Genomic DNA, 22143 nt, shown 5'->3' with positions numbered 1-22143 from the left:
CTTTCTTGAATCCTTTATGGTCGGGCAGGCGAGAGTCCAATCCCGGTCACGAGAGCAATCGCATCAATGACTTGCCCTTTCGTCAGATCATCCGTCTCGATCTGTTGACTGAACAGCGGATCGGATAATTGCCGTAGTCGTTGTTCCGCTTGTTGACCGCCCCACGAGTTTGGACGCTCAAAGCGGCTGATCAGGCGGCGTTTGACAGTCGTCTCCTTCGCCATCAAGGCGATATGACGGACATCATGTCCAGTCTCGCGTAACGTCCCGATGATTTCCTGAAAGTACGCTGGATTCGTCAAGGTCATCGGTACGATGATCCGCGCTTCTTCCGTATCGAGCTGTTCGAGGAGCTGACGGTTGAACGTGCGCCATAACGGCTCATCCTGAAAGTCATCTTTGTTTGTCGGCAGCTGTGCTCGTAAAAAATAACCCGTCTCTTCCGGATCAAAAATGTGTGAGCCGCTCCAGCGTTGTTGTAATCCGTTTGCTGCGGTCGTCTTACCAACACCAAACGTACCGTTAATCCAAATGATCATCTTGTTCTCCTCCATCCTGTTTTTGTTGTACTATACTGCTAAAACGGTCGACAAGTTTCAATCGACGATAAAAAAACACTCTGCTAAAGAACAGAGTGTTCACCCATATAACCATGTGATTAAAACCGGTGCGATGACACTGGCACAGACGGCCGTCAAGACCATCGTCAATAGACCGACCGCTCCTTCCCGTTGATCGAGACTCATCGACTTCGTCGCGCCCATGACATGAGCGATTGATGCTAAACCGACCCCACGGCTGACGAAGTGGCGAATCTTCAATCCCGTCATGAGCTTCGGACCGACGATCGATCCAGTTAACCCCGTCAATAAAACGAAGGCAGCCGTCAGCGTCGTCGTCCCACCAGCTTTTTGTGAAATTGCCAAGGCGACGGGTAACGTGACCGACTTCGGTAACAGAGCAAGATTCGTTGTCCGCTCAAGATGAAGCAATAGACCAAGTAACAAATCAGAGCTCATGGCAATACATGTTCCAAGCAAAACACCAAGTCCGATTTCTGGTAGAAAACGCCGAACGTGATGCCGGACGCGGTAGAGCGGAATCGCAAATGCCGTGATTGCCGGACCAAGCATCTTCGATAGATATTGTCCACCTTGCATGTATTCTTCGTGTGAGACTCCAGAACAGACGAGAATTAAGATCAAAACTGCCGTTACCGTCAGGATTGGTAACGTCCAGACACGAGGATAACGTTGATAGATGAACATTGCGATACTAAACAATGCAATTGACAGGATGATCCAAAACAGTGCCTCATTCATGTCGTGTCACCGCCTCTTTTCGGTGTGCTAGTCGATCAACGATATATGCTGATCCGACTAATGTCAGAAGGCTACTGATGATGACGATCAATACGATCTGTAAACCGGATGTCCGGAGAAATGCGGTATAATCCATGATTCCGGACAGTGCTGGAACAAAGAACAATGGCATGACGAACAGAAGAAATGTCCCGCCCCGTTCGACGGCCACAAGCGGAATCAGACGGCTTTTTAACGCCAGGTACAGTAGAATCAAGCCGATGATGTTACCGGGTAATGGTAATTGAAAGGTTTTGCTCACCCAGTCCCCACTGAGTGAAAAGCAAAAAATGAGTGCGATTTGAGCAATGATTTGAATAATACGCATAACGCGTGACAGCATGATAAAGGTCCCCTTGTTAACAGTTTCGGGTCCTATTATCCGCCTCTTTTCCTTAACAATCAATGAAATCTGGTTAATCAAGTGAAGTAACCGTTCTCATGAGAATCCACGTATTTTTTGTACTAGGACAAACAAAAACTACTCAATCGTGTATCAGTACAATAAATGATTCGAGACGAACGAAAAAGAGGCTGACTCCAAAAAAGAATGACGCGTCTTTTCACGCACTTTCCTCAGGCGAGACACAAGCCAGTTTTCCTGCTTTATACAAGCAGGAAAGCGGGTCTTGTTTGTCTCTGAAGCGCATAAATGCGCTTTTTCCTGTAGGAGTTGCGTATGACGCGTCATTCTTTGTAGAAACTAACTTTTGAGTCAGCTCCCTTTTCTATAATCTGAGACGACACCTGAATGGGATCGACTCCTCTTCTTGATCACATGACCCTTTTGAATAACTTCTCGAGTTCATATGTCGTCCATTCGATGATGACTGGACGTCCGTGTGGACACGTGAACGGCATCTCTGTCTTCGCTAAATCATCAATCAACCGACGCATCATCTCATCGTTCAACGGATGATTCGCCTTGATCGATTTCTTACATGCCATCATGATGGCGGCATCTTCCCGATACGTCTCAAGATCGATTTTCCGTTTCATCAATGCCTCATCGAGTAATTCTTGAATCGTCTCTTCCTGGCGATGGGACGGGAACCACGTCGGGACTTCTCGGACGATGAAGCTCTGTGGACCGAACGCTTCGAATTCAATGCCGACGTCTTTCAGCAACGGAAGGATTTCCTCCATTCGTTTCATGTCATCTGACGAGATTTCAAACGTATAAGGGAGCAATAATTGCTGCCGTTGCTCCGGTGGTCGACCGAACATGACTTTATACGTCTCGTATTTGATCCGTTCCTGCGCCGCGTGTTGATCAATCATATACATCCCGTCTTCTCCGGCACAGACGATATAGGACGAATGAAGTTGTCCGATGACGTCGAGGTGTGGAAAGCGCGGACGCGCGTGGGATTCCTCCATCGGTTCGACAACGTCCTGCTTGACCGGTTCTATGGGCTCGAATAGATCATCCTCGTTACTAAATGGCAATGGTTTCTCTACAGAGGGTCGATCGTCCTCTTGGGGTTTTTTCGGAATCGGATAATTCCAGACTGCTCGCGATGACGTCTCTTCGACCGGTTCCGCGACGTAAGAAAAATCGAGTTTCTCTTGACTACTCGGATCCTTTTTCGGTTTCGGTGGCGTCACCTTCGGAATCAACGTCTCTCGGCTGAGCGTCATCTTGATTGTCTCTTGAATCAACTGGCAGAGCTCCATCTCTTTTGAGAGACGAACTTCCCGTTTCGCCGGGTGGACGTTGACGTCAATCAGGAGTGGATCCATCGTCACCTCAATGACGGCAATCGGATACCGTCCAATCGGTAAGAGCGTATGGTAACCGTTCAAGACCGCTTGCGTCAGGGCGAAGTTTTTGACCGAACGTCCATTGAGAATCAACGTAATGTAATTCTTCGAGGCACGGGTCACTTCCGGTTTGACGAGATGACACGTCAATTGATAATCGGCATTCGCGCCCTTGGCGACCAACGTTCCTTGAATCGTTTGATGACCGTAGACACTCGCCAGCGCTTGCCGGACGTCTCCTGATCCGTTCGTCTGGATCAACGTCTTTCCTTCATGGGTAGCCCGAAGCTTGACGTCTGGATGAGCAAACGCCATCCGGTTCAGCACGTCCGTGATCGCCGCAAGTTCCGTATGCGTCGTCTTCAAATACTTCAGCCGTGCCGGTGTATTGAAGAAGAGATGCTCGACCGTCAATTCCGTTCCCCGGTTCATGGCAGCTGGTGTCCGCTGAACGACCGTCCCGTACTCAAGCGTCACTTGAATCCCTTCCGCGTCCTCGCGTTTCGTCTTCAACGTCACTTTACTGACGGACGCGATCGAGGCAAGGGCCTCTCCGCGAAAACCAAGTGTCTTGATTCGGAACAAGTCATGCTCGTCCTTAATCTTACTCGTCGCGTGACGAACGAAAGCCAGTTCAGCGTCATCCGGGTAAAACCCGTGTCCGTTGTCACGGATCGTCATCCGTTTCATTCCGGCTTCTTCGAGTTCGACATCGATTTGGGTCGCACCGGCATCAAGTGCGTTCTCGACCAGTTCCTTGACGACCGACGCTGGTCGTTCGACGACTTCTCCCGCCGCGATCCGGTTCGCTAAACTATCGGATAATTCACGAATGATTCCCACTGCATTCTCCTCACTTTCTCGCTTCGGCTTGTAGACGATACAGCGTATTCAATGCCTCGAGTGGCGTCATATTGATCAAATCAAGACTCGCCATCGTCTCACGCAGCGGATCCGCATCTGAGAACAGACTGAGTTGATCAATCGGCTCCTCCTGAACAGGAGCTTTTACAGGTGCTGCGACCGGAACAGGCTCAGCCTGCTCGAACTCGGACAAGAGGACTTGCGCCCGTTCGATCAGACTATCTGGTAAATCAGCTAACCGTGCGACATGGATTCCGTACGATTGGTCGGCTTTTCCGTCGCGTACTTCATGCAAGAAGACGACACGCCCATCTTGTTCAACGGCACGGACATGAACGTTCGCTAATCGATCAATCGATTCTTCGAGCACCGTCAGTTCATGATAATGGGTCGAAAATAGCGTCTTCGCTCCAACGTGCCGGGCGATGTGTTCAACGATTGCTTGTGCGAGTGCCATCCCGTCGTACGTCGAGGTCCCGCGACCAATTTCATCAAGCAGGATCAAAGACCGGTCCGTTGCACGCGTCAAGGCTTCTTGTGTCTCGACCATCTCGACCATGAATGTCGACTGTCCACTGACGAGGTCGTCTGCTGCCCCGATCCGGGTGAAGATTTGATCGAAGATCGGCAGTTCCGCTTGAGCAGCTGGTACGAACGAGCCAATTTGATGCAATAAAGCAATCAAGGCGAACTGTCGCATATAGGTCGATTTACCGGACATGTTCGGTCCAGTGATCAACAGCATCTCGCGTCCTTCGTTTAAGGTAATCCCGTTCGCGACGTATTCACCGCGCGGTAAGACTGTCTCGATGACCGGGTGACGTCCTTCCTGAATATCAACCGTTCGGCCGGTCGTCGTGATTGGTCGGACATAGTCGTGTGTTTCGGCAATCTCAGCCAGTGCGACGAGGACGTCGAGTTCCGCAATCCGGCGACTGACGCGCTGTAAGCTTTCGATATGTCCTTTGACTTCATCGCGCACTCCACAGAAGAGATCGTACTCGAGCGTGACACTCTTCTCTTCCGCCCCTAGGATCAGCGCTTCTTTTTCTTTTAATTCCGGTGTGATATAACGCTCAGCATTGGCGAGTGTCTGCTTCCGTTCATACCGTCCTTCCGGTAACAGTTTGGCATTTGCACGCGAGACCTCGATGTAATAGCCGAAGACACGGTTGTAACCGATCTTCAACGTCTTGATGCCGGTTGCTGCTCGTTCATTTGCTTCGAGTGTCGCAAGCCACGTCTTGCCGTCTTTTGAAGCGACAAGTAACTCGTCGAGGTCTGGTGAATAACCGGACTTGATCATCCCGCCCTCTTTCGTTGAGATCGGTGGGGCTTCAACGAACGCACGATCGAGTAGATCGCTCAATTCGTCGTGTGGATCGAGTCCGAGACTAAGTTGACCGAGACGTTCGCTCATCATCTCTTCAAGTGCTGATTGGATACGGGGAATCAATCGCAACGTCGACTTCAATTGAACGAGATCACGCGCTGACGCTGTTCCGTAACCGACTTTTGCGACGAGTCGCTCAAGATCATAGACTTCCCGTAACGTATCTTTTAATTGCTGACGCTCGAAATAGTGTTGCAACAGTTCCTCGACAGCGTCGAGCCGTTCCGTGATGACTCGCTCCGATAACAACGGTTTTTCCAGCCAGCGTTTCAGCATCCGTCCACCCATCGCTGTACCTGTCACGTCAAGTAGACCAAGCAACGAACCCTTTTTGTCTCCTGTCCGTGCCGAGCGGACGAGCTCAAGATTCTTGACCGTATTCGGTTCGAGTTGCATGAAATCGCTCGCTTCGTAGACAATGGCTGGTTGCAGATGTGTCAACGCTCGTTTTTGTGTATCGTGCATGTAGGCATAGAGGACAGCAAAGGCTTCCGCTTGGGCTGTATCAATCGCGCGATCTCCATGTGGATGTGTCTCGCGTCGTGAACTGCGCGTTAGCGGGATCCGTAAGGACGCAAGTGCCGTCTCATGTTCCTCTGTCGTGACGATGATTTCCCGTGGCAAGATAATGCTTAATTCTTTGATTACACCATCGAGTGTTGCAACGCTTGTCAAGGCACTCTCACCTGTTGAGACATCACCGCGGGCAATCCCAAAACGACCGTCCTGTTCGACGACCGCTACTAGGTACCGATTCTCTTTTTCCGTCAACGCAGACATCAACGTTCCCGGTGTGATGACTTGGATGACTTCGCGTTTGACGAGTCCTTTCGTCAACTTTGGATCCTCGACTTGATCACAAAGCGCCACTTTATAACCACGCTCGATCAACTGTTCGATGTAGCCGTTCGCCGCGTGATGGGGTACGCCACACATCGGAATCGGATGCTCCGCGTTCTTTCCGTTTTTCGCCGTCAACGTCAACTCCAGTTCATGGGCGACTTTCTTGGCATCCTCAAAAAATAATTCATAAAAATCACCGAGCCGATAAAACAAGAAAGCGTCCGGATAATCTGCCTTAATCGAGAAGTATTGTTTCATCATCGGTGTGTTGTGTACTGCTTCCATTCTTCCACCTCATTCGTCGAAAAAGCCGACGGATGTCCGTCGGCTTTTCGTTCATTTCGTGATTAGTAGCCGCAACCGCCGCTTTTGTTTTCTGCTTCCATGCCGCTACCTGTCTTACCTGCAAGAACGTCTCCGTCCGTTGCTTCGATGATTTGATCCGTAATCCCGTTCGAGATCGTCACCGTGATGTATTGGAGAAGTCCGTTGACTTCTTCTTGCGTTTCTTGGAACTGTTGGACGACAGGCATCTCATCAAGCTCAGCGAACAATTTATCGAGCTTCGCTTCGACACGTGCGAGTGCTTCTGTTTTGCCGTAATGTTGGCAGTTGACTGCCTCTTTTTGAAGGAACTTGATTTGTTTCATCATCTTTTGGACTTTTTCATTCCCATTGATGTTGGCTTCTGCCGCTTTGAATCGTTCTACTTCCGGTGTCTCTGAAATCATTTTGGCGATTTCATTGGCTTTTTCGATGATTTGTTCATCTGTATACATCCACATTCGTCCCCTCTATCGTTAGCGAACACGTCGCTTCCCTTAGCATTTCTGAACGATTCCTCGTTCTATCGCATTCATTATACCGTTCTGACGATAGAGTGACAAGAATAGTTCCTTATTCAATCGAACGCCATAATAGATAGGCAGCGTGACTGCGAACAGGAGCGAATTCCTCTGCCAGTCGCGTCGCTTCTTCTACTGTCGGTCGATATCCAAGTAATCGTTCAAAAGCCCGTAATATCCCAATGTCCGATGCCGGGAAAAGATCCGGACGACCGTACCCGAACATCAGGACGTTTTGAACCGTCCATGGTCCGACACCTTTCAGTGCAATCAATGTCTCAGCGATTTCTGCGTCGGTCGCTGACGTCAATTCCTCATAATTAATCTCTGCTGTTGCTACCCCGAGTAGATAATCGACTTTACGTCCTGATAGTTGCAGAGCGAGCAAGTCCTCGCGACGCGCTGCCGCTAGTTGGCGCGGTGTCGGCGGTAGGATGATTCCATCCTTGACCGTTCCGAATGTCCGAAAGACACGTTCCGTCAACGTATGCGCAAACGACAGATTGATTTGTTGATGGATGATCGAACGAATCAAGGCCGTGAACGGTGAATGATCAAGAACGAGCCGTTCGTCGCCGAACTGTTCGACGATCGCATGTAATGACGTCGTCTTAAGACGCTGCGCAGGATTCGGCTCACTGAGTCGAAAGCGTCGCTTGAGTTGTGCCAACACCGCTGCTTGCGGTCCTGAACCGTCAATCCGTAACGTGAAGCCGTCGATATATTCAACCGTCGTAATATACGCCTGTTCTTCAACGAAGATTGGAACAACGAGTCGCCCATTCTGTTCGATTTGTAACGGGTCTTCCGTCAAACGAGACACGATTCCTTTAAAATCAAATGCTTCCGACAACGTCAGATCATACGTCCACCGACTCATCCGACGAACACCTTGATGGCACCGAGGATCAAACCGATGATGAATCCACACAATGCTCCATTGACCCGGATCCATTGCAAGTCACTGCCAACCTTATCCTCGATCATGTGAATGAGTGTCTCGGTATCGAACCGATTCAAGTTCTCGCGCACGAGTCCGCCGATTTTTTGGTGATTTTGTTCGACGAAACGCACGAGTTGCTCCTTCATCCACTGATCACTGCTATCCTTGAACGTCGGATGCTGTTCCCAGTCGTCTAAAGCGCGCGAAAGCATCGGCATCGCCCGTTCCGTCCAGAAAGCGTCTGACGTCAAATAGCGTTCGAGCTCGATCAGACCAGCGTCATATGCACGTTCAATGACCGGAACGAAGTCAAACCGGTCGACCTCACTTGCCTTCCAAGCATCGATTTTCGCGAGACGCTCTTCATCAATCGACAACTGTGCCAGGTTACGACGCAGATGATCGAGAATCGCGAGTCGATTCGGATGATGGACGTGTCGCATATCTTGAATGACCGTCAACAAGACGCCTTGAATGACCAGACTGAGTTTTTCTTCCGAATAGACTTTTTGGACGGTTCGCGCCGTCACCCGCAAAAACGTATTCTTTTCTTGGTCAATCATTGCCGTATAAGCAAGGCGGCCAATCTGATCGCGAATGATCGGATCTTCGAGAAGACGTTGGCCGTAATCGAGTAACTGATCCATCAGCCACTCGTCGAGTCGACGTTCCTCATTCAACTCCATCGCCCGGACCGCCAGCCGTTTGGACGGATACGCTTTGATCGTCTCCGTCACCCGTGTATTCGCAAACTCAAGAATTGCCTCTTTCGGTAGTTTCCGAATCAAACCCATCAACAGCTCGGTGACGGTTGCTCGAAAGGCAGGTAAGACCAGAATCGAACGTAAAATTTTGATGACACGATCTGCAAGCGTCATATGTTGCAGCTTCGCAACGATACTTTCTTTGTTCAGTAAGTCCGTCTCGAGCATATGAACAATCGATTCGATGACCCGTTCCCGATTTTTCGGCAATAGGTTCGTATGGGGAATCTTTAAGCCAAGCGGATGACGAAACAGCGCCGTGATCGCGAACCAGTCGGCAATCCCACCGACGAGTCCGGCTTCAAAACCACTCTGGAGCCAAAAGACCCAAGCATTTTCTTTAAATGGCAATGAGACGACGAATCCGACCGCCATGAAAATCAACGAAACGGTTGCAAGCCGCCGTGTCGATGTTTTAGGTTGTTCAAATGATGACACATCGTTTCCTCCTTCAACTGAGTCACTTATCTACCTTACGAACGGGACAAGGATTAGGTTTCGACACGAAAGAGCCCCAGTCATCGACTGGGACTCCCTATGTACTTAAAACGTGTATTCACCAAAACGGTCGCCATCCCATGTCGCGGTTGCCGTTGAGACAAAATAGACCAGTCCGTTGCCGAATGTATTTTCCATTAATGAAACGAGTTGTTGACCATTTGTCTGTTCAACGAACGCTAATCGGACTTCTTCTTTCCCTTGATAAATCCGTTCGTAGACACTTAAACCGCGTGCATTGAGAAACGTACGCGCCGACTCGAATTGAATCGGACCGACTTCAGGTCGTCGTTCCTGAATGAACGACTGACATTTTTGCTCGAATGTCTCCATGGTTCTTCACTCCTTCTCTCTTTGTGTTCATGGATATCATGTTCCCGACTCTTCCTCATCATAATCCTCAAATGTGAAAAAAGCGACAGATGCGTCGCTTCTTTCATCATTTTACGACGATTTCTCACAATCTGACTCCAAACTGTCGGGCAGCATGGATCGCAGACGTCGTCGCACCGATCGTTCCAGCACCCGGAAAGATGGTATCGCCGATTGCAAAGAAGTGATTGACACCTGTTCGAAACGGTGCCGCGAATAGGAGACTCGTACTCGGACGTTGCGGATATCCACCGACTCCACCATCCGGACGGAACGTATAGCGGACCCATGCACCTGGTCCACCCGGATGGCGTTCGATTGCCTGTTGCGCGAAGCCAGGAAACTGCTGTTCGAGAATGGCTTCGAAGATCGCCGACATCGTCTCGACTTGTCCGTCATAGCGTTTCCGGTTCGTCTTATCAAACGTACCAATCGGAACATGGCATGACATCGTCAGCGTCCGCTGACCAACTGGTGCACGTAATCGATCATCCGGACGGGACAGCGAGATGAAGGCATGACCTGAAGGTAAGGACGGATCATGAACTTGCCGGAATGCTTCGTCAGACAAAATGAGTGCCTCTGGAATCGCCGCATAATACGTAAAGGTCGCCCATTGCTGTAATTTTTCCTGTCGTCGGTACGTTCGTCGTAACGTTCGTCGCATATCCATGCTGACGACTTCCCGGATGCCTTCAAGAGGAACCGCACAGATGACAGCATCAGCAAGCATCAAGCGTCCTCGGCGATCCTCAATCAAAAATCCATCTGATGTCTTTCGAATCGACGTGACTTTTCGCCCAAGGAGACAGGTTGCCCCGCTCTCCTCTGCTGTCTCTTTCAATTGCTCAGCTAGTCGGTACAAGCCTCCCGGAACATAATAGGCACCTTCATGATAAATCGATAAGGCGACGGCTCCTAGTAAAGCTGAGGCCTCCTGCCCTGTCTGCATGCTGTCGAGCAAAATCCCATCGATCACTTGTGCGAATAACGTATCCGCTAGTCGATGTTTTCGTAACAAATGACCAATCGTCAGCGGAAAATACGGCAAGAGAACAACACTTTTCGCGTGACGGACTAACCGCCGGACGTCTGCTGGATCTTGAAGTGGTAATGCTGGAAGTTCTGCCATTAGCGGACGAATCATCTCGTGAATCTGCTCGATTTCAGCAAAGAAAGCCTGAATCGACGATGCCTGCTCCGGAAAATGTGACGTCAATTCGGTTAGAAACGCAGCACGATCCTGATAATAATGAATCGTCCGTCCTGCGATGCGAATCGTCATGACGACGTCGAGCGACTCGACCTGATGCGTTACTCCAAGATGATCAAGAACACGGGCGTGAATACCACCGGGCTCAAACCCCATTCCGAGTGTCGCCCCTACCGGATACGTCAGGTCCCGGCGCGTGAACTTCCCGGCTGATCCCCCCCATTCACGACTTCCTTCAAGGACGGTAACAGTATGGCCTTCTTGTGCGATCAGAGCCGCAGCCGTTAAACCTGCAATTCCTCCGCCGACGATGACGACGTGTTTCATGATGATTCCTCCTCCGTGACCCGATTTTCTTTAAATAGGAAATTGCGGATTTCGCGGAAGACCGGCTCCCGGCGATGAATCGTGAAGTGATCATATTTATACGATTTTGTCTGGATATTATCCGTGTAGTTCTCGAGTGCAAAGGAACTCTTTAACGAAATCAGATTGAAATCGCCTCCTTTGGCACCAAACGAATAGACGAGTACATCGCGCGGCCACGTCTCGAGCCGCTTAGTTAAATTGTTCATCGCTGGTGAGCCCTTCGCGAGATCACGAATGGCGGGACTGTTCGTATTCGTGCCAAGCGGTGCGAGCGTCAACCCGAGTTTTGCATAATCGGAGCCGGCGATTGGTGAGTCGAGCGTCACAACTTTTCGGACGTGATACGGCATCTCTTCTTGGACCGTATAGGCGACGACATCCACACCACCCATGCTGTGCCCGACGAGCTGGATATCGGCAAAGGTCGCTTTTTGTTTCGCATCATACGCAGCAATCGCTGCATTCAACCACTTTTGTTGATCGGCAAGGCTCGCCTCGTCGTCTGCAAAGACGATTCGGACAAGCGGGTAGCCGGTTGGCGAGGGTGTGACGCTACAAGTCGCTTTCCCAGAACGAGTCACGTCACATCGACCGCCATCATCGGCAACTTTTTTTTTCGTGAAGTTCTGAATCATTGGGACGAACGTCCGCTCTGTACCGAACAATCCATGGACGAGGAACGTCGGTACGATTTCACTCTTTCCTTGCGTAACGATCTGACGCGTTGGCGGTGGAGCACTCGATGTATCTTCCGCGAATAGCCACCATGCCCCTCCTCCGACAATCAAACAGACAAGGAGCGAAATACTGATTGTCTTCAACTGTTGCCGACGCAAACGACGGACACGGTGAAAGATCCAGTAAAGCAATAAGCCAACACCGATCAATAATACAACACCGGTGATGATCCAGCCTGTCGGATTTGGTACATAGGCAATCAACTGTAGTTGGTTTGCTTTCGTTCCGTATAATTTCCATGACACATCATGGTAATTCGACCAGTCGATCTTTTCTCCGTTTTGGAGACCAATCACTTTCGGACCGTGGAGCTTGATCTCGATATCGGCTTGGCGAATATAACGATCAGCAAGTTTCTTGACTTGACCCGTCGGTTGATACCCTTTGATGTTCAGGCGATCGATACTTAGATCGATGTTCGTATCAAGTCGATACGTATCAAACCAAAATCCGTCTGATTTTTTCATGTCGAACTTCGTATCAGGTGGAATGAGAATCCCACCGATGCCCGTCTTCCATTCGTCTTTGATCGACGTCATGTCCTTGAAGTTCGCAAATGTCTTCTGCATCCGGATGCCTTCGTAGTCATCCTTCGTCTTGAACGTCTTTGCCGCATAGCCATTCTTTTCTGCCTGTTTGACATAACCTTTCCAATTCGGATTTAGATTCAGTAAACGCGCCACTGGATGTTCCTTTGCGGCATATGTCGTTTTTAAGGTGACGCTCTGATCGGTATGGATCGTTGCATCGTACTGGATGCGAATACACCCCCCAAGGAGTAGTGTCAGCATCAAAAATGAGAGCAGTATCCCTTTCTTCTTCATACTCATCAGGTCACATCCTTTCCTCATCTATTATTCCCTATCTCGCAAAAGTAAAAACGGTCGACTTTGATTCTTTCGTCATGACGCACTTCAGGCAGCGGATCGCTGATCCGCTGCCTGAAAGTATGCGGACCTGGTTCGTCCGTGATCGATATCAACCGATCAAGTTTAATTCACGACCGACTTTTTCGAACGCTGCAAGCGCTGTCGTCAAGTCTTCGCGTGTATGTTCCGCCGTTACGATCGTCCGAACACGTGCTTTTCCTTTTGCAACGGTCGGGAAGGCGATTCCTTGAGCAAAGACACCTTCTTGACGGAGGCGATCGGATAATTCGTGACAACGCGCCTCATCACCGACGATGACCGGTGTGATCGGTGTCGTAGACGTCCCGATATCGAATCCAAGATCCCGTAATCCTTGTTTGAAGAATTCCGTGTTTTCCCACAGACGATCAAAGAGGACCGTTTCTTCTTCCATGACACGAAGTGCTTCCCGGTTTGCTTCAACGACTGCTGGTGGATGTGATGTCGAGAATAAGAACGGACGCCCTTTATGGATCAAGTAATCTTTGACGTGTTGTTCACACGCAACGTATCCACCGAGGACTCCGATTGCTTTTGAGAGTGTACCGACTTGCAAGGCAACACGACCGTCAAGACCGAAGTGATTGACCGTACCGCGTCCTGCTTTCCCAAGAACACCTGAAGCGTGCGCATCATCGACCATGACGAGCGCGTCATAACGCTCGGCTAATTCAACGATTTCTGGAAGTGGTGCGATGTTCCCATCCATCGAGAAGACACCGTCCGTGACGACGAGGCGCGTCCGTGCGTCTTGTGTTTCTTGTAATGCTGCTTCAAGATCCGCTAAGTCAACGTGTTTATAGATCCGGCGTTTCGCTTTCGTCAGACGAATTCCGTCGATGATCGAAGCGTGGTTCAACTCATCCGAGATAACAACGTCTTCAGGACCGAGTAACGCTGATAAGACACCGAGATTCGTTGCGAATCCCGACTGGAAAACAAGTGCCGCTTCCGTATGCTTGAATGTCGCGAGTTCCCGCTCAAACGCTTGGTGCATCTCGAGCGTTCCAGCAATCGTTCGAACCGATCCTGTTCCGGCACCAAACGTCCGCGCTGCTTCCGCTGCTTGTTCAGCAAGACGCGGATGTGCTGCGAGTCCGAGGTAGTTGTTCGACGACAGTTGGATCAGTTCCTTCCCGTCAATCGTCACGCGATTGTGTTGCGCGCTCTCGAGTGCTACAAGGTTGCGGAACGTGCCCGCCTGTTTCATCTCTTCTAATTCTGTCCGTAAGTGTTCAAATCCCATTAATTCGTCCCCCTTGGTTGTAATACGACTTTCCCGCATTTCCCTTGACGCATCAATTCAAATCCTTCTTCGAACCGCTCAAGCGGCAACGTGTGTGTAATCAACGGTCGGACATCAACTTTTTCACTTGATAAGAAAGCAGAAACCTGACTCCATGTCTCATACATCTTCCGACCGGTGATGCCTTGAACCCGGACGCCTTTGAAGACAACGTGGTTCGTCAAATCGATTTCGACCGGTTTGACCGGCAGACTGAGGATGTTGACGTCTCCACCTGCTGTCACCATTTCGAATGCTTGACGAATCGCAGCCGGATGTCCACTCATCTCACAGACAACGTCGATTCCGTCGCCGTCGGTCATACGCTCGATCCGCTCTAAGACATCGTCATGACGTGAATCGATGACGACATCCGCCCCCATCGTCCGTGCTAGCTCGAGACGATATGGATTGACGTCGATCGCGACGACTTCCGCAGCACCGGCTGCTTTAGCGACTGAGACTGCCATCAGACCAATTGGACCACAACCGACGATTGCGACCGTTTTAGCGCTGACATCACTCGCAAGAACGGTATGGACAGCATTTCCCATCGGCTCTTGAATCGAAGCGATTCCCGCTGGCATATCTTCCGGGTTGACCCAGAGGTTTTCTTCCGGCATGACGACGTATTCCGCAAAACAGCCTTGTGTATCGACACCGATGATCTTCGTGTTCTTACAGATATGATATTGCCCACGAAGACACTGTTTACATTGATGACAGACGATATGCGTCTCAGCCGAGACACGGTCACCAAGTTTCAAGCGTTTCGTACCCTCCCCGAGCTCGACGACTTCGCCCGAGAACTCGTGACCGAAGACATACGGCGGATTGACACGTGACGCTGCCCACGCATCCCACTCATAGATATGCACGTCCGTCCCACAAATTGATGTTGCCTCGACTCGAATCAAGACTTCTCCACGATCCGGTACGGGTACGGGTACTTCTTTCAGTGCCGCACCGAATCCGCGCTCTTCTTTGACAAGTGCACGCATCGTTTTCGTCGTTGTTGTCTCTTCTACCGCTGTTACTAATTTCGTCATCTTTCCCCGACTCCTTCGCGGAAGCTCACGTTTATTTATATGTGGCGAACTTCCAAATGTTTAGCATCCCCAAAAAACCAAACACATCTTTCCTCTATCTTACATGAATTCTGCCGCTAGTTTACCGAATGTTTCTTCGTTTAGCTCAAGATCCGCATACGCGAGACCGGATTCTTGGTACCCATCGATTTGTGACTGGTAATCAGGACGTGTTTCATCCTGATAGATCAATCCCATGACGAGACCATCGTGTGCATGAACGGTCTGTTTTGCAAGATCCAAGTTCGACGGGTCGTATCCTTCGATATCGGACAGCTTCGTCAAGTTCTGCTTGAACCAATCGTACGTATTGACCTTGTTGAATGTGACGCATGGACTGAAGACGTTGATGAACGCAAATCCTTTATGTGCCGTCGCTTGCTCGATCAGTTGCGTCAAGCCCTTCAAATCATTCGAGAAGCTCTGGGCAACGAACGTCGCGCCAGCCGTCAAAGCAAGTTCAACCGGTGAAACACTCTTTTCAATCGATCCTTTTGGCGTCGATTTCGTCTTGAATCCAGGTGCAGAAGTAGGTGACGTCTGTCCTTTCGTCAAGCCGTAAATCTGATTGTCCATGACGATATACGTCATGTCGACATTCCGTTTGAATGCATGAATCGTATGTCCCATGCCGATCGCGAATCCATCACCGTCGCCACCAGACGCGATGACCGTCAATTCGCGGTTCGCCATCTTGACACCTTGGGCGATCGGTAAAGATCGTCCATGAACGCCGTGGAAGCCATACGTATTGATGTAACCGGAAATCCGACCAGAACAGCCAATCCCGGAAATCAATGCTAACTCTTCTGGTTCGAGCCCGACGTTTGCGACAGCACGCTGAATCGCTGCTTGAATCGAGAAGTCTCCACACCCTGGACACCAGTTTGGTTTGACATCATTTCTAAAATCCTTAAAGGTTGCCATGATATACCCCTCCTACGACCTGCTCGACGACCTCTGCCGGGTAGAACGGGTCGCCATTGAATTTCAGGATATGCTCGATCTTCGATGCATGTCCACAGTTCATCTGGATCAGCTTCGCCAGTTGTCCTGTTGCATTGTACTCGACGACGATGACTCGTTTTGCCCGCTCTAAGTGCGGCGTGACGAGTTCACTTGGGAACGGATGGACTTGACGGATATGCAAGTGATCGACCTTGATCCCTTGTGTTTCGAGTCGTGGCATGATTTCTTCGATTGTTCCACGTGTCGAGTTGAAACCAACGAATAAGATATCCGGTTCTGCATGATGCTCCGTTACAAGAACGGCATCCTGTAAGCGGAACGTATTCAGCTTACGAAGTCGTTTCGTCATTTGATCGACCCGGTTCTTCGTCGCTTCCGACGGACGCCCTTCCTCATTGTGCTCAACACCCGTCACGTGATGAATCCCGTGCTTGACGCCTGGAATGACACGTGGGCTGATCCCATCTTCCGTCACTTCGTAGCGTTTGAAGTACGCTTTCCCTTCAAGTTCCGGTAAGTCTTCCTGAATCAACTTCCCGCGACGGATCTCAACGCGTGACATATCTGGTGGCTCAACCGATTGTTTTCCGAGCGATAGCATCAAATCCGTCAATAGAATGACAGGACATTGGTACTCTTCTGCGATGTTAAATGCTTCTGCTGCATCGTAGAACGCTTCCTCGACCGTTGATGGTGCCAAAACGACCTTTGGAATTTCACCATGTGTACTATAGATCATCGCCATCAAGTCAGATTGTTCCTGTTTCGTTGGTAGACCTGTTGACGGACCACCCCGTTGTGTATCGACGATGACGAGCGGTGTTTCCGTCATCCCGGATAATCCGATCGCTTCCGCCATTAGTGACAATCCTGGACCAGCAGACGCCGTCAAAGCACGGACACCTGCGTAGTTGGCACCAATTGCCATCGTGACCGCTGCTAGTTCGTCTTCCGTCTGGACGACCGTTCCACCGAACTGCGGTAATTTCTTGATTAAGTATTCCATGATCTCAGATGATGGTGTGATCGGGTAAGCTGCCATCAGACGCGCTCCACCGGCAATCGCGCCAAGAGCAATTGCGTCGTTTCCAATCATGAACATCCGTTGTTTTCCGTCAGCCGGTTCCAAGACGAACCGTTCGCCCTCTCCTGCAAGAGCTTCAAACGCTGCTGCTCCTTCACGAATTGCTGCTAAGTTCTTCTCGACCATATCTGGACCTTTTCGTCCGAAAATCTGTTCGACGACGGCTTGGAAACGCTCTGGTGCAATGCCGAGAATCGCACTCGATGCACCAATCGCGACCATGTTCTTCATCAATGCCGTACCGAGATCAGCTGCGATCTCCGTAAATGGAATCGCATACAATGAGGCGCGTGCTTCGTCCGGATTTGTCGGATTGAATTTCGCATCCGCGATGATGATGGCACCTTGACGCAATTCATGGAAGTTGACGTCGATCGTCTCTTGATCGAATGCGACCAAAATATCGAGATCATCGGAAATCGTCCGGACTTCCTGTGTCGCGACACGAATCTTATTATTCGTATGTCCTCCCTTGATACGTGACGAAAAGTGACGGTAGCCATACAGGTAATAGCCGAGTCGATTCAAGGCAATCGCAAAGATTTCGCCTGTTGATTCGATCCCTTCTCCCTGCTGACCGCCAACTTTCCATGATAACTGATTATACATCGACGTTCGCTCCTTCTCTGTCCCCTGAAATGATAGTTCTCTCTATCCTCCCTCATGATACCGATTTACCGGAAGTAGTACAATGCTCCCTCGGTGGAAAGGTGAGAAAAATTCGAAGACGCAGCAAAAAGACCATCTACTCCAGTCGAGTAAATGGTCTACTTGTAAATATAGGACCTATGTCCAATTCATCATCGTGGTTCGATGATGAGTTTGATGGCGGTTCTTTCTTCTCCATCAATTAAAATGTCTGTGAAGGCTGGGATACAAATCAAATCGATGCCAGAAGGCGCCACGAATCCGCGTGCGATGGCGACGGCTTTGACAGATTGATTGAGCGCTCCCGCACCAATGGCCTGAATCTCGACGGAACCTCTCTCTCGAATGACACCCGCGAGTGCACCTGCTACCGCGTTTGGATTCGACTTAGCTGATACTTTCAGGACGTCCATGCGTGTACCTCCCCATCCAGAAATGGCAATCAGTCGAAGAATACTGACTGATCCGTCAGATGAATCCGTTCAATCTTCGTTGCTTTTTTTGTTGTGTCATCGATATGAATCAAGACTCCATTAAGTTGTTCCCGTCCTTCGGCAACTTCAAACCGCGTTGGGAGCTGTGTCTTAAATTTTCGTAGGACATCTTCCTGACGCATCCCGAGCACACCGTTCAACGGACCTGTCATCCCGACATCCGTGATATAAGCCGTTCCTCCGTCAAGAACACGCTCATCTGCTGTCTGGACGTGCGTATGTGTGCCAACGACAGCTTGTACACGACCATCGAGGTGATAACCCATCGCGATTTTTTCACTCGTTGCTTCCGCATGGACATCAACGAAGATCGCATCGACTTTTCCTTCGACTTCCGCAATCAGTTCATCAACGGTACGGAACGGGTCACCGAGAGGTGGTAAGAAGACCGTTCCTTGGACGTTGATGACGGCAATCTTTTTATTGCCTGCCTTAACGATCATCATCCCACGACCTGGTGTGCCTTCCGGATAGTTCGCAGGACGGATGATCCGGTCCGCGTCGTCAATCCAGTCAAAGATGTCACGGTTATCAAACGTATGGTTCCCCATCGTGATGCCGTGGAATCCGAGTTCGAGGAATTGATGATAAATCGATTTCGTGATGCCGCGTCCGTGTGCTGCATTTTCACCGTTGACAAGCATGACGTTCGGATTGTATTTCGCTTTCAAGCGTGCTGTAAATTGTTGCAGGATATGTCGACCGGGTGCACCGACGACGTCTCCGACGAATAAAATCTTCATTGCTGTTCCTCCGTTCATTAAAAAAAGTGGCGGTCGCCCGCCACTCCACTTATTTCGCGTATTCGACTGCTCGTGTTTCCCGAATGACCGTGACTTTGATGTGTCCCGGATAATCGAGTTCTTCTTCGATTTTTTTCCGGATGTCACTCGCCATCTTGTGAGCCAGTACATCATCGACGACGTCAGGTCGAACGATGATGCGGACTTCACGACCCGCTTGGATCGCAAATGATTTTTCGACACCGTCGAACGATTCCGAGATTTCCTCGAGGCGTTCGAGACGGCGGATATAACTTTCGAGTGTCTCTTGACGTGCACCTGGACGAGCAGCAGATAATGCATCCGCAGCTGCAACCAAGACAGAAATGACAGATGTCGCTTCCGTATCTCCGTGGTGTGATGCGATCGCGTTGATGACGGTTGGATGCTCTTTGTACTTCGTACCGAGCTCGACACCAATCTCAACGTGACTGCCTTCGACTTCGTGGTCGATCGCTTTCCCGATATCATGCAGAAGACCTGCACGCTTCGCAAGCGTGACATCTTCTCCAAGTTCAGCTGCCATCATACCTGCAAGGTGGGCAACCTCAAGTGAGTGATACAGGACGTTCTGTCCGTAACTCGTACGGTACTTCAAGCGACCGAGAATTTTGACAAGGTCCGGATGAATGCCGTGGATTCCGACATCATACGTCGCTTCTTCCCCGATTTCTCGAATCCGCTCGTCGACTTCACGACGGGATTTGTCGACCATCTCTTCAATACGAGCCGGGTGAATCCGACCATCCTGAACCAATTTCTCGAGCGCCATTTTAGCGACTTCGCGACGAATTGGGTCAAAACCAGACAAAATGACGGCTTCCGGCGTATCATCGATGATCAAGTCGATCCCAGTCAAGGTCTCGAGCGTACGGATGTTGCGGCCTTCCCGTCCGATGATGCGACCTTTCATCTCATCGTTCGGCAAGTTGACGACCGATACAGTCGTCTCTGCGATATGTTCAGCGGCGAACCGTTGAATCGCAAGTGACAAGATGTTACGTGCTTTCTTGTCGGCTTCTTCTTTTGCTTTTTGTTCGATTTCTTTTTGAAGAATGGCTGCGTCGTGTAAAGCAGCCTGTTTCGTCTCATCCATGATGATTGTTCTTGCCTCGTCTTGCGATAAATTCGCGACGCGGACAAGCTCTTGACGTCCCTGTTCATACAGGTCCTCTACTTTGCGCTCTAGTTCTTCAGCTTGATGCTTCCGTTTCGCGATCTCTGCATCACGTGTATTGATTTGATCTTCCTTACGGTCGATAGCGTCAACACGGCGATCGAGTGTCTCTTCTTTCTGGAGCAACCGGGCTTCTTGTTTCGCTAGCTCTTGGCGACGTTCACGCAATTCTTTTTCCACTTCGTTACGAAGTTTGAATGCTTCATCTTTCGCTTCGAGTACGGCTTCTTTTTTCGTTGCCTCAGCCGATTCACGCGCACGTTCAACGATTTTATTCGCTTCCGTTTCTGCGCCTTGAATTTTCGCTTCTGCAATCGATTTCCGCAAGAAGTAGCCTACGATGAATGCGATCAGCAAAGTGAGGAGAAGTATGACAATCCAAGTCAGTGTACTCATGGGTTCACCTCCCCTTTGCAAGGTGTTTCTTAGTTCATTTCGGTATTTCATCGAAGCTGTCTAAAAAACGTACATCTATATTGTAAGGATAGCACTCGTTCATTGTCAACGAACGGACGGGAAAGAATTCCACTGTTTTCCTCTTTTACACTAAAAAAGAGAGGATTCGTATGCGAATCCTCTCTGAAACGGTTTATTCAGCAAATAGATCTTCTGGTTGTTCTGCTTCGAAATCAACCGGCTCTTCGCGATCGACGAGACCGTGATGTTCACGAATCAAACGTTCGACCTCTGCTGCGACTTCCGGATGCTCGACCATGTATTGCTTCGCGTTCTCACGCCCTTGACCAAGACGCTCTGAGTTGTACGAATACCATGCACCACTCTTTTGAACGATATCCAGATCCGTTCCGATGTCGATCAACTCACCGACCTTCGAAATACCGAGACCGTACATGATATCAACTTCTGCTTGTTTAAACGGAGGAGCAATTTTGTTTTTGACGACCTTGATCTTCGTTTTGTTACCGACGACGTCCGTACCGTTTTTCAACGCTTCCGCACGACGCACTTCTAAACGAACAGACGAGTAGAATTTGAGTGCTCGACCACCTGGAGTCGTTTCCGGGTTACCAAACATGACACCGATTTTTTCACGGATTTGGTTGATGAAGATGACGATCGTTTTCGATTTATTCGTTGCACCAGACAACTTACGGAGCGCTTGGCTCATCAAACGCGCTTGAAGACCGACGTGTGAGTCACCCATCTCGCCTTCAATCTCTGCTTTTGGTACGAGTGCCGCAACAGAGTCGACGACAAGAATATCGACCGCACCAGAACGAACGAGTGCTTCCGCGATTTCAAGTGCCTGTTCCCCAGTATCCGGTTGTGACAAGAGGAGCTCATCGATGTTGACACCGAGTTTATTTGCGTATGCTGGATCAAGCGCGTGCTCTGCATCGATGAATGCTGCTTGTCCACCTTGTTTTTGAACTTCTGCGATTGCATGAAGCGCTACCGTCGTTTTACCTGACGATTCAGGTCCGTATACTTCGATGACCCGTCCACGTGGGTATCCACCTGCACCTAGGGCAATATCTAATGTAATCGATCCAGAAGAGATCACTGATACCTTCTGATCCGCATTTTCTCCGAGTTTCATGATGGAACCTTTACCGAACTGTTTCTCTATCTGGCGTAACGCCATCTCAAGTGCTGCTTTACGATCACTCACGTAGCAGGCCTCCTTTTAATTATCTTACTGAGATTATTGTACTTCTTTTGAGACCGAATGACAAGCATTTTACGAACATTTATTCGCATACTTGCACTTTGACCAATT

19 protein-coding genes are annotated in these 22143 nt (G+C 49.8%); all 19 read right to left on the bottom strand.

Translation table 11 applies throughout. The features are described from left to right. Positions 1-14: 14 nt before the first annotated feature. Positions 15-539 (bottom strand): AAA family ATPase, encoded by a 525-nt coding sequence (locus ASG02_RS02375; protein WP_056060467.1) that lies wholly within the window; start codon positions 537-539, stop codon positions 15-17. A gap of 99 nt (positions 540-638) precedes the next feature. Continuing rightward, a complete protein-coding gene (locus tag ASG02_RS02370; protein ID WP_056060464.1) occupies positions 639-1322 on the bottom strand; it encodes an LrgB family protein in 684 nt (227 codons plus the stop codon). Continuing rightward, positions 1315-1704, bottom strand: a complete 390-nt coding sequence (locus ASG02_RS02365) for a CidA/LrgA family protein (protein WP_056060461.1) — start codon at positions 1702-1704, stop codon at positions 1315-1317. The genes ASG02_RS02370 and ASG02_RS02365 overlap by 8 nt, the downstream gene beginning before the upstream one ends. Positions 1705-2135: 431 nt before the next feature. Beyond that, positions 2136-3968, bottom strand: a complete 1833-nt coding sequence (mutL, locus tag ASG02_RS02360) for a DNA mismatch repair endonuclease MutL (protein WP_056060460.1) — start codon at positions 3966-3968, stop codon at positions 2136-2138. Between the two features lie 10 nt (positions 3969-3978). Next, on the bottom strand, positions 3979-6510 hold the full coding sequence (gene mutS / locus ASG02_RS02355) for a DNA mismatch repair protein MutS (protein ID WP_056060455.1): 2532 nt from the start codon (positions 6508-6510) through the stop codon (positions 3979-3981). Positions 6511-6572: 62 nt separating this feature from the next. Beyond that, positions 6573-7010, bottom strand: coding sequence for a RicAFT regulatory complex protein RicA family protein (locus ASG02_RS02350; protein WP_023467714.1), 438 nt, complete (start codon positions 7008-7010; stop codon positions 6573-6575). Positions 7011-7122: 112 nt separating this feature from the next. Then, positions 7123-7950 (bottom strand): DNA-3-methyladenine glycosylase, encoded by an 828-nt coding sequence (locus tag ASG02_RS02345; protein WP_056060454.1) that lies wholly within the window; start codon positions 7948-7950, stop codon positions 7123-7125. Next, a complete protein-coding gene (locus ASG02_RS02340) occupies positions 7947-9215 on the bottom strand; it encodes a DUF445 domain-containing protein (protein ID WP_035408840.1) in 1269 nt (422 codons plus the stop codon). Before ASG02_RS02340 ends, ASG02_RS02345 begins: the two co-directional genes overlap by 4 nt. A gap of 105 nt (positions 9216-9320) precedes the next feature. Beyond that, positions 9321-9608, bottom strand: coding sequence for a hypothetical protein (locus tag ASG02_RS02335; RefSeq protein WP_029341204.1), 288 nt, complete (start codon positions 9606-9608; stop codon positions 9321-9323). Positions 9609-9732: 124 nt separating this feature from the next. Next, complete coding sequence (locus tag ASG02_RS02330) at positions 9733-11187, bottom strand: NAD(P)/FAD-dependent oxidoreductase (protein ID WP_056060451.1); 1455 nt, start codon at positions 11185-11187, stop codon at positions 9733-9735. Beyond that, positions 11184-12797 carry an alpha/beta hydrolase gene (locus ASG02_RS02325; RefSeq protein WP_231496874.1) on the bottom strand — a complete coding sequence of 538 codons (1614 nt, stop codon included), beginning with the start codon at positions 12795-12797 and terminating at the stop codon, positions 11184-11186. Before ASG02_RS02325 ends, ASG02_RS02330 begins: the two co-directional genes overlap by 4 nt. A gap of 148 nt (positions 12798-12945) precedes the next feature. After that, a complete protein-coding gene (locus tag ASG02_RS02320) occupies positions 12946-14121 on the bottom strand; it encodes a glycine C-acetyltransferase (RefSeq protein ID WP_035408845.1) in 1176 nt (391 codons plus the stop codon). Further along, complete coding sequence (gene tdh / locus ASG02_RS02315; RefSeq protein ID WP_056060447.1) at positions 14121-15209, bottom strand: L-threonine 3-dehydrogenase; 1089 nt, start codon at positions 15207-15209, stop codon at positions 14121-14123. Before tdh ends, ASG02_RS02320 begins: the two co-directional genes overlap by 1 nt. 99 nt (positions 15210-15308) lie before the next feature. Further along, entirely contained in the window at positions 15309-16175 is an 867-nt protein-coding gene (locus ASG02_RS02310; RefSeq protein ID WP_023467707.1) for a 2-oxoacid:ferredoxin oxidoreductase subunit beta, read from the bottom strand. Beyond that, positions 16162-17910 (bottom strand): 2-oxoacid:acceptor oxidoreductase subunit alpha, encoded by a 1749-nt coding sequence (locus tag ASG02_RS02305; protein WP_056060443.1) that lies wholly within the window; start codon positions 17908-17910, stop codon positions 16162-16164. The genes ASG02_RS02310 and ASG02_RS02305 overlap by 14 nt, the downstream gene beginning before the upstream one ends. 191 nt (positions 17911-18101) lie before the next feature. Beyond that, positions 18102-18362, bottom strand: a complete 261-nt coding sequence (locus tag ASG02_RS02300) for a stage V sporulation protein S (protein ID WP_023467705.1) — start codon at positions 18360-18362, stop codon at positions 18102-18104. A gap of 29 nt (positions 18363-18391) precedes the next feature. Further along, positions 18392-19186, bottom strand: coding sequence for a TIGR00282 family metallophosphoesterase (locus tag ASG02_RS02295; protein WP_035408850.1), 795 nt, complete (start codon positions 19184-19186; stop codon positions 18392-18394). A 49-nt stretch (positions 19187-19235) separates the two neighbouring features. Next, positions 19236-20798, bottom strand: coding sequence for a ribonuclease Y (gene rny, locus ASG02_RS02290; protein WP_023467703.1), 1563 nt, complete (start codon positions 20796-20798; stop codon positions 19236-19238). 193 nt (positions 20799-20991) lie between these two features. Then, the gene (recA, locus tag ASG02_RS02285) at positions 20992-22035 is read right to left on the bottom strand and encodes a recombinase RecA (RefSeq protein WP_023467702.1); all 1044 of its coding nucleotides are present in this window, start codon (positions 22033-22035) and stop codon (positions 20992-20994) included. Positions 22036-22143 lie beyond the last annotated feature (108 nt).

Origin of the sequence: Exiguobacterium sp. Leaf196 (genome assembly GCF_001423965.1) — a bacterium.
Taxonomy (GTDB): domain Bacteria; phylum Bacillota; class Bacilli; order Exiguobacteriales; family Exiguobacteriaceae; genus Exiguobacterium_A.
Note: the sequence above shows the minus strand (reverse complement) of the source record. Positions and strands in the feature narration are given on the sequence as shown.